6 protein-coding genes are annotated in these 6,216 nt (G+C 72.7%); 1 reads left to right on the top strand and 5 read right to left on the bottom strand.

What is annotated here, in order from left to right:
• Positions 1-69 precede the first annotated feature (69 nt).
• Together E2C05_RS27280 and E2C05_RS27275 are read right to left on the bottom strand one after the other, a co-directional pair.
• Complete coding sequence (locus E2C05_RS27280) at positions 70-603, bottom strand: TRAP transporter small permease (protein ID WP_133222803.1); 534 nt, start codon at positions 601-603, stop codon at positions 70-72.
• 378 nt (positions 604-981) lie between these two features.
• Positions 982-1,962 carry a TRAP transporter substrate-binding protein gene (locus E2C05_RS27275; RefSeq protein ID WP_133222802.1) on the bottom strand — a complete coding sequence of 327 codons (981 nt, stop codon included), beginning with the start codon at positions 1,960-1,962 and terminating at the stop codon, positions 982-984.
• 176 nt (positions 1,963-2,138) lie between these two features.
• Between E2C05_RS27275 and E2C05_RS27270 the strand changes: the two genes are divergently transcribed.
• Positions 2,139-2,714 carry a cysteine dioxygenase family protein gene (locus tag E2C05_RS27270; RefSeq protein WP_133222801.1) on the top strand — a complete coding sequence of 192 codons (576 nt, stop codon included), beginning with the start codon at positions 2,139-2,141 and terminating at the stop codon, positions 2,712-2,714.
• 303 nt (positions 2,715-3,017) lie between these two features.
• Here the strand turns inward: E2C05_RS27270 and E2C05_RS27265 are convergent, their stop codons facing one another.
• From E2C05_RS27265 to E2C05_RS27255, 3 genes are all read right to left on the bottom strand, one after another.
• Complete coding sequence (locus E2C05_RS27265; RefSeq protein WP_133222800.1) at positions 3,018-3,284, bottom strand: hypothetical protein; 267 nt, start codon at positions 3,282-3,284, stop codon at positions 3,018-3,020.
• Positions 3,285-3,397: 113 nt separating this feature from the next.
• Positions 3,398-3,835 carry a CBS domain-containing protein gene (locus E2C05_RS27260; RefSeq protein WP_133222799.1) on the bottom strand — a complete coding sequence of 146 codons (438 nt, stop codon included), beginning with the start codon at positions 3,833-3,835 and terminating at the stop codon, positions 3,398-3,400.
• A gap of 179 nt (positions 3,836-4,014) precedes the next feature.
• Complete coding sequence (locus E2C05_RS27255; protein WP_133222798.1) at positions 4,015-5,799, bottom strand: glucan ABC transporter ATP-binding protein/ permease; 1,785 nt, start codon at positions 5,797-5,799, stop codon at positions 4,015-4,017.
• Positions 5,800-6,216: the final 417 nt, after the last annotated feature.

Here is a 6,216-nt window from a genome sequence, read left to right as displayed (position 1 = left end):
CGGAAGGCCGGCGGGCGGCGCGGCGATGCGGCGGGGCGGCGCGGGCCGGGCCGCCGGCGCGGCCACGCCCTAGACCTCCGCCGAGAAGTCGCCGGCGGCGGCGCGTTCCTCCGCCGCCGCGACATAGCTGGGCTTCAGGCCGCGCAGCACCGCGACCAGCTCGTCCAGGATCGCCACCAGCAGCAGCCCGGCGCCGAGCGGCATGGCCAGCTTCGGGATCCAGAGCGGGATGGCGACGGTGCCCTGCGCCACCTCCTCGATCTCCCAGGAGAAGAGCATGTCCTCGAAGGTCCAGCGCGTGACATAGGCCATGATGCAGGCGGCCAGCGCCAGCACCGCGGCCTCGGCGATGCGGCGGGGACCGGGGCCCAGCCGCTCGATCGCCATGCCGACGCGGATCAGCTCGCCGCGCTTGAAGGTTGCGGCCAGGGCGAAGAAGGTGGTGGCGACGCAGAGATAGGCGCTGATGTCGTCGGCCGCGGGAAGCTGCATCTGCATCTCCCGCATCGCCACCTGCAGCATCATGACGACGAAGATCGCCAGCAGGGACAGCGCGGCCAGGCCGGCACCCAGCGCATAGAGCGCATCGAGGATCCGCCGCATGCGTTCAGGCGCCCCCGTGTCGGATGGTCATGATGGGCGCCCCTTGCTTCCCTGCCGCCGGGCAGGGTGGCCCGGCCTCGCCGCGGCCTGCAAGGGGCGTGCCCCGCCGCAAGGCGGGGCCGGCCGCCGCCTTGCCACCGGCTTGGGCAGCCGATGCCGCAGGATCGGGCGCGTCGGCCGGCCTGTCGCATCCCGCACACACGCGACAGGACGTCGTCCCGGCCGGCCTGCCATGCGGATCCGGCGCCGGATGCCGCGCCGCGACCGATCGCCGTGCGCGGCATGCATAGCCGGGCCTGCACGCAGGCCGACGCGTTGGGGCCCCGATCCAGGATCGGCTTTCGGGCGGGGCGGCGGTCCCGCCTGCCGCGGCCCGCGCTAGCCGCTGCGCAGCGATTCCACCAGCTTGCGGCCATCCTCGCCGGCGCGGCCGATCCACTCCTCGGCCATGGTCGCGCCGATCTGCCGCAGCCCGGCCAGCACATCGGCCGGGATGCTGCCGATGGTCATGCCCTTCTCCGCCAGCCGGGCCTGGGTCGCGTCCTGCGCCTCCTTCGCATAGGCCCAGCCGCGATCCTCCGCCTTGCGGGCGGCGGCCAGGATCGCCTCCTGCTCCGGCCGCGGCAGGCCTTCGAGCGCGCGGCGGGAGATCAGCACGGCGTTCTTCGTCATGGAGAAATTCGCCGGCGTGAAGACCTTGGCATAGTCCCAGGAGGAGGTGTCGACGCCGGTCTGCGCGCTGGTGACCATGGCCGTGGCGATGCCGGTGGCGAAGGCCTGCGCCAGTTCCGCCTGCTGCACCAGCACCGGGCTGGCGCCGATCAGCGCCGCGAAGCGGTTGGTGATGGGGCTGAAGGTGCGGAAGCGGCTGCCCTTGAACTGGTCCAGGCTGGTGATCGGCGCCTGGGTGTAGAAGCCCGCCGCCGGCCAGCCGACGGTGTAGAGCAGCGAGACGCCCTGCCGGGCGAGGCGCGTCTCGATATAGGGCCGCTGCAGGGTGGCGAGCTTCCGGGCGCCGTCCAGGTCCGGCACCAGGAAGGGCAGCGAATCCGCCTCGAAGAAGGTGTCCTCGTTGGCATAGGCGGCCAGCAGGATCTCGCCCATCTGCACCTGGCCGGTCTGCACGCCCCGCTTGATCTGCGGCATCGGCAGCAGCGAAGCGTTGCTGTGCACCGTCACCGCCAGCTTGCCGCCGGTCGCCTGCTCGATCTCGGCGGCGAATTCGCGGATGTTGCGGGTGTGGAAATTCCCGTCCGGATAGGGCGTGGCCATCTGCCAGCGGGTCTGGGCACGCGCGCCGGCAGCCAGGCCGAGGAGGGCCGGCGCGGCCAGTGCCGCGCGGCGGGAGAGGCGGATCATGCGGAAGCCCCGTTCTCGTTGAGCGGACAGATCAATGCGCGACGCCGTGCGGCGCGGCAAGGGCGCCCGGGCGGCGGCATGCGATCGGCCCGCAGGGCCGGTGCCGCCTGCGCTGCGGGCTGGACGCATGGCCAGGCTGCCCGCCATGCTGGCGCCCTGCCGGGCGGAGACCGCCGATGTTCGAGACCGACCGCTTCATCGAGGATTGCCGCGCCGCGCTTTCGGCCGACCCCGGCAGCCACCGCGCGGTGCGGGAGGTGGTGGCCCGCGCCGTCGCCGATCCCGGCGCGGTCATGCGGGCGCTGGGCGAGCCGCGCCGCGCCGGCGTGACCGGGCTGTACCGCGCGCCCGACCTGACGGTGCTGCACATCGTCTGGGGCCCGCAGATGACCATCATGCCGCACAACCACCGGATGTGGGCGGTGATCGGCATGGTTTCGGGCCGGGAGGACAACATCTTCTGGCGCCGGGTGCCGGGCGACCCGGCCGGCCGGCTGGAAGCGGCGGGGGCCGAGGCGCTCTCGACCGGCGACTGCGTGCCGCTCGGCCGCAACATCATCCATTCGGTGACCAACCCGATCCCGCGCCTGACCTCCGCCATCCATGTCTATGGCGGCGACTTCTTCGCCGCCGAGCGCAGCGAATGGGACCCCGAGACGCTGGCGGAAGGCCGCTACGACGTGGACCGGGCGATCGCCCTGTTCGAGGCGGCGAATGCGCGGGGGCCCGCGCCGGCCAGCCGGCCGGCCTGACGGGCGACCGGGTCAGGCGGCGCCGCGACGGACCGCCGCGGCGGGGTGCGACCTCGCCGCGGCGCGGCGGCAGCCGCATGCCGGGTCCACGGCGGTTTCCGGGGCCCGGCGATCCGCCCGGCAGCCGCCTGCATCCGGACCGGCACGCCGCGCTGCCGCGGCCGCCTGCCGGCCGCACGGATCGGCGCGGACGGCCGCGCTGGAGCGGATCCCGATCAGGTGCACTCACCTGATCGGGTGAAGATGCTCGCAAAGTCAAAAGACTGGAGCGGTTGCCGTGAGCCATGGCGAACGGAAGCCGCGCTAGATCGGCCAGTCGCGCACCGGGTCCACCCCGGCGCTGGCCAGCAGCTTGCGCAGCGTCCCAACCTCCTCCTTCGACAGGCTGTGCCGGTCGTCGTGGAAGCCATGCATGTAGCCGCCCAGCCGCACCACGATCTGGCCATGGCCGCCGCGGGTGATGTCGGCGCCGATCTCCTCCAGCGCCGCGACGACATGCTTGGGATCCAGGTTGGCGCTCACCGGATGGGCGAAGAGCGCATGCAGGACCTTGCGGTGACGGTGGTTCATGGCTCGGCCTCTCCTCGCCGCGTGACGGGGCGAGGAGAGCACCGGGCCGCAACCCTGTCCTTGCGGTACGTCAACGCTGGCGCGGTGGCCCGCCCCGCGCCGGGCGCCGCGCCTCAGCCGGCGGCGGCGACATAGGCCTTCAGCTCCTCCGCCTCCAGCTCCGCCTCCTCGATCCGCGCCTTCACCAGGTCGCCGATCGAGACCAGGCCACTGAGCCCGCCCGAATCGTCCAAGACCGGCAGGTGGCGGACCCGCCGATGGGTCATCAGCGCCAGCGCCTGGGTGACCAGCGTCCGCGGCGTCACCGTCACCAGGTCGCGGGTCATGAACTGCTCCACCTTCAGGCCGGTGGTGCCGGGGCCATGCGCCGCCATGCCGCGGACGATGTCGCGCTCGCTGAGGATGCCCAGAAGCTCGCCCGCCGGGCCGCGCACCAGGGCGGCGCCGATCCGGTGCTCGCCCAGAAGCCGCGCCGCCGCCAGCACGGTGTCGCCAGGCGCCACTGCGACCACCTCGGTGCCCTTGGTCTTCAGGATCGCGCCGATGATCATGCCTCGCCCTCCCGGTCGGGTGGGGGCGCCGCGGCACCGCGCCGCCGGCGCGCCTCAGCCCTCGGCCCGTGCCGGGGGTGGTGGGCATTGCCGCCCTGCCCTCCCCCGCGCCGGGCCCTGCCGCGAAGGCTGCGCCGCCTGACCAGCCGGTTGCAAGGAAAACACGGCGCGCAACCGCGTCATTCCGCCGCCTTCACCGCCTCCGCCATCGGCGCCGCGCTGGTCAGCTGGGTCCGCACCAGCTCGGCGAAGCGGCCGCCCTCGCGGACCAGGGCGTCGAAGGTGCCGCGCTCGACGATCTGCCCGCCCTCGAAGACCATGATCTCGTCGGCGTCGCGCACCGTGGACAGGCGGTGGGCGATGATGAAGGTGGTCCGCCCGGCCATCAGCGCCTGCAGCGCCTTCTGCACCCGCGCCTCGGTCGCCGCGTCCAGCGCGCTGGTCGCCTCGTCCAGGATCAGGATCGGCGGGTCCTTCAGCAGCGCGCGGGCGATCGCCAGGCGCTGGCGCTGGCCGCCGGACAGGCTCGCCCCCCGCTCCCCCACCATCGTCTCGTAGCCGCGCGGCTGGCGCAGGATGAACTCATGCGCCTCGGCCATGCGGCAGGCGCGCTCGATCTCCTCCTGCGTCGCCTCCGGCCGGCCGACCAGCAGGTTGTCCTTGATGGTGCGGTTGAACAGCATGCTTTCCTGGAACACCACGCCGATGTTGCGGCGCAGGCTCTCGACCGTGATGTCGCGCAGGTCGTGGCCGTCGATGCTGACGCGCCCCGCCACCGGGTCCCACATGCGCTGCAGCAGCGCCATGGCGGTGGACTTGCCGGCGCCGGTCTGCCCGACCAGCGCCAGGGTGCGCCCGGGCGAGGCGCGGAAGGACACGTCGGTCAGGATGCGCGGGCCGCCGGGATAGGCGAAGGTCACGTCGTCGAAGGCGACCTCCCCCTGCACCCGCGGCAGCGGCACGGCGCCCGGCTTCTCCGGCACGCTGGTCCGGGCGTCCATCACCTCGAAGAACTGGGTCACCGCCGGGGCCTGGAACACCAGGCGGGAGACGAAGGCGACCGCCGCCTCCAGCTTGCCGATCAGCAGGTTGGCGAAGCCCATGAAGCTGACGATCTCGCCGACCGTCGCCTTGCCGTCCAGGTGCAGCAGGGTGCCGAGCATGAAGATGGAGATGGTCGTCACCGTGCTGGCGGCGCGCGTCAGCACCGAGACCACCGCCCACCAGTTCAGCACCGGGAACTGGTGGTCCAGCACCTGCCGGACGATGTCGCCGAACATCCGCGCCTCGGACGACAGGCGGGTGAAGCTCTGCACCACGACGACGTTCGACAGCGCATCCTGGGCATTGCCGGCCAACTGGGTCTGGAACCGCTCCACCTGGTGCTGCGCCGTCTCGGTCTTCTGGATGATCAGCGCGGTCAGCGTGCCGAACAGCAGCACCAGGCCGACCAGCAGCAGCCCCAGCCGCCAGTTCATCGCCAGCGTCAGCGGCATCAGCACGATGGCGGCGATGAAGGTGGACATGTGGTCGCGGAAGAAGCTGAGCCAGAGGCTGAACAGGTTGTCCGTCCCCGACAGCATCACCTTCATCAGCCGGCCCGACTGGATGTCGCCGTGGAAGGACAGCGGCAGCGACAGCACATGCTCGAAATACTTGCTCATCGCCGCCAGGCGGTTGCGGTGCGCCATCCGGTCCGAGAGCAGCGAGATCGCCACATTGGCGCCGATGCCGGACAGCCCGACCGCGCCCCACAGGGCCAGCAGGGCCAGCGCCTCGGCCCAGACGCTTTCCCGCGTCATGCCGGTGGCATGGGTCAGCACGTCCACCACCCGGCCGAACAGCACGGGTTCGAGGAAGACGAGGCCGGCGAGGGCGATGTTGGCGACGGTGAGGCCGACCGCGACCCATTTGTCGGGCCCGAGAAGGCCGAGGACCCGAGCATACAGCCTGACAAGTTGCATCCGCCGGTGTCCCCGTCTGGCCGGTGCCGCGCCGTGCAGGTCATTGCGCGGCACGGGATGTTCAAGGGCGCGCCGCCCGCGGGCCGCGCGCCGCCGCCTGCGAGAGCGGATCGCAGTGCCGCGTGGCGCGAAACGGCTCGCCGATCAAGGCGCTACGGCGGCGCGACGCTCACTCGTGAACGGCTCCCGCTGTAGCCCATGGGGGCAAGCCTTGCCAGCCCGGGACCGTTGCGGCAGGAACGGCAAGGTGATCGGGCGAAGAGGGACGGGAGTTCCCCGCGCCGCTGGGAAGGATGCCGAGGATGCCGGAGACCGCGCGCCCGCATGGCGGCCCGCCTGGGCCGCATGCCGCCCTGTCGCGGCGGGGCCTCGCCGGCCTGGCGCTGGCCTGCGGCCTGGCCGGCGCCGCGGCCGCGC

It is taken from the genome of Paracraurococcus ruber (assembly GCF_004353985.1).
In the GTDB taxonomy this organism is placed as follows: Bacteria; Pseudomonadota; Alphaproteobacteria; order Acetobacterales; family Acetobacteraceae; genus Paracraurococcus; species Paracraurococcus ruber.
The sequence above is the reverse complement of the archived record's forward strand: the minus strand, read 5'-3'. Positions and strand labels throughout refer to the sequence as shown.

What these genes read in the sequence shown, in the direction of transcription:
- E2C05_RS27275 (WP_133222802.1), bottom strand. Translation starts at nt 1,962, where the DNA reads ATGATCCGCCTCTCCCGCCGCGCGGCACTGGCCGCGCCGGCCCTCCTC.
- E2C05_RS27260 (WP_133222799.1), bottom strand. Translation starts at nt 3,835, where the DNA reads ATGATCATCGGCGCGATCCTGAAGACCAAGGGCACCGAGGTGGTCGCA.
- E2C05_RS27270 (WP_133222801.1), top strand. Translation starts at nt 2,139, where the DNA reads ATGTTCGAGACCGACCGCTTCATCGAGGATTGCCGCGCCGCGCTTTCG.
- E2C05_RS27265 (WP_133222800.1), bottom strand. Translation starts at nt 3,284, where the DNA reads ATGAACCACCGTCACCGCAAGGTCCTGCATGCGCTCTTCGCCCATCCG.
- E2C05_RS27280 (WP_133222803.1), bottom strand. Translation starts at nt 603, where the DNA reads ATGCGGCGGATCCTCGATGCGCTCTATGCGCTGGGTGCCGGCCTGGCC.
- E2C05_RS27255 (WP_133222798.1), bottom strand. Translation starts at nt 5,799, where the DNA reads ATGCAACTTGTCAGGCTGTATGCTCGGGTCCTCGGCCTTCTCGGGCCC.